The organism is Reichenbachiella sp. MSK19-1, assembly GCF_003590315.1.
GTDB lineage: Bacteria > Bacteroidota > Bacteroidia > Cytophagales > Cyclobacteriaceae > Reichenbachiella > Reichenbachiella agariperforans.
The window spans coordinates 1-2045 of sequence record NZ_MIER01000011.1; the positions used below are offsets into that span (position 1 = coordinate 1).

At 45.5% G+C, this 2045-nt stretch carries 1 protein-coding gene and 1 pseudogene; both read left to right on the forward strand.

Annotated features, from left to right (window positions below; genetic code table 11):
- Positions 1 to 1036: hypothetical protein (locus BGP76_RS20300; protein ID WP_158584169.1), on the forward strand; the 1036-nt coding region annotated here is incomplete at its 5' end.
- A 14-nt stretch (positions 1037 to 1050) separates the two neighbouring features.
- Positions 1051 to 2045 (forward strand): annotated as a pseudogene (locus tag BGP76_RS08495) (hypothetical protein); the annotation flags it as partial.

The following is a 2045-nucleotide window of genomic DNA, read 5'->3' on the forward strand; positions in this document are numbered from 1 at the left end:
CAACAATGATGTAGCCGCTGATGTTACCAAAACACACCTCACTGTTTGTGAAGGTGGTACTGGATATCCTAACGGTGCTATCGAATTGAACAACATCACTGTAGCGGGTGCCGCTGCTACCACGAACCTCGAGTACACTTGGTACTATGGCTCCTCAGTTGATGCAGCTAAAGTAATCACAGATGGTACTAGCATTTTTGCACAAAAAGGTATCACAGGCATAACGGCGGTTAATGTTGCTGGAGCAACTACTGAGAATATCCAAAACCTAAACAACGGTATATATACAGTAGTGGTATTGGATCAAAACTCAGGATGTGAAGCGGATCCTATTTCCGTCACCATCAACAACAACCCTCCGGCGGCTTATACAGCTACAGAGGATGCAACCCCAGGTGCTACGGTCAACAACTCCGTCTGTAATCTCGCAGAAACTATTTCTGGTGAATACAATGGTCAGATTACCATCACGCTGGACAATGGTGATCCTTTCACAAACTATACACTAGAGTGGTTCTCTGGATTGAATGACAATACTGGTCAAGAAATCGCTACCACTGTACCTGGAGCTGATGCGACTGTCAAAGGCGTGCTAAGCGAAATCCCTGGTGGGGACTATACCGTCAGAATCACAAATACGGTAACAGGTTGTTCTAACCTACAGTCCTTTGAAATCACCGATGAAGAAACTACAGTTGAAGTCAACAATGATGTAGCCGCTGATGTTACCGAAACACACCTCACTGTTTGTGAAGGTGGTACTGGATATCCTAACGGTGCTATCGAATTGAACAACATCACTGTAGCGGGTGCCGCTGCTACCACGAACCTCGAGTACACTTGGTACTATGGCTCCTCAGTTGATGCAGCTAAAGTAATCACAGATGGAGACAACATCTTTGACCTCAAAAACGGAAGTGCTACGGGTATTACTGCAGTAGCAGTTGCTGGAGCAACTACTGAGAATATCCAAAACCTAAACAACGGTATATATACAGTAGTGGTATTGGATCAAAACTCAGGATGTGAACACTAGAGTGGTTCTCTGGATTGAATGACAATACTGGTCAAGAAATCGCTACCACTGTACCTGGAGCTGACGCGACTGTCAAAGGCGTGCTAAGCGAAATCCCTGGTGGGGACTACACTGTCAGAATCACAAATACGGTAACAGGTTGTTCTAACCTACAGTCCTTCGAAATCACCGATGAAGAAACTACAGTGGAAGTCAACAATGATGTAGCCGCTGATGTTACCGAAACACACCTCACTGTTTGTGAAGGTGGTACTGGATATCCTAACGGTGCTATCGAATTGAACAACATCACTGTAGCGGGTGCCGCTGCTACCACGAACCTCGAGTACACTTGGTACTATGGCTCCTCAGTTGATGCAGCTAAAGTAATCGAAGACGGAGACAACATCTTTGACCTCAAAAACGGAAGTGCTACGGGTATTACTGCAGTAGCAGTTGCTGGAGCAACTACTGAAAATATCCAAAACCTAAACAACGGTATATATACCGTAGTGGTATTGGATCAAAACTCAGGATGTGAAGCGGATCCTATTTCCGTCACCATCAACAACAACCCTCCGGCGGCTTATACAGCTACAGAGGATGCAACCCCAGGTGCTACGGTCAACAACTCCGTCTGTAATCTCGCAGAAACTATTTCTGGTGAATACAATGGTCAGATTACCATCACGCTGGACAATGGTGATCCTTTCACTGATTACACCTTCGAATGGTTCACTGGACTAAACGATAACACAGGGCAAGAAATCGCTACTACTGTACCTGGAGCTGATGCGACTGTCAAAGGCGTGCTAAGCGAAATCCCTGGTGGGGACTACACTGTCAGAATCACAAATACGGTAACAGGTTGTTCTAACCTACAGTCCTTCGAAATCACCGATGAAGAAACTACAGTTGAAGTCAACAATGATGTAGCCGCTGATGTTACCGAAACACACCTCACTGTTTGTGAAGGTGGTACAGGATATCCTAACGGTGCTATCGAATTGAACAACATCACTGTAGCGGG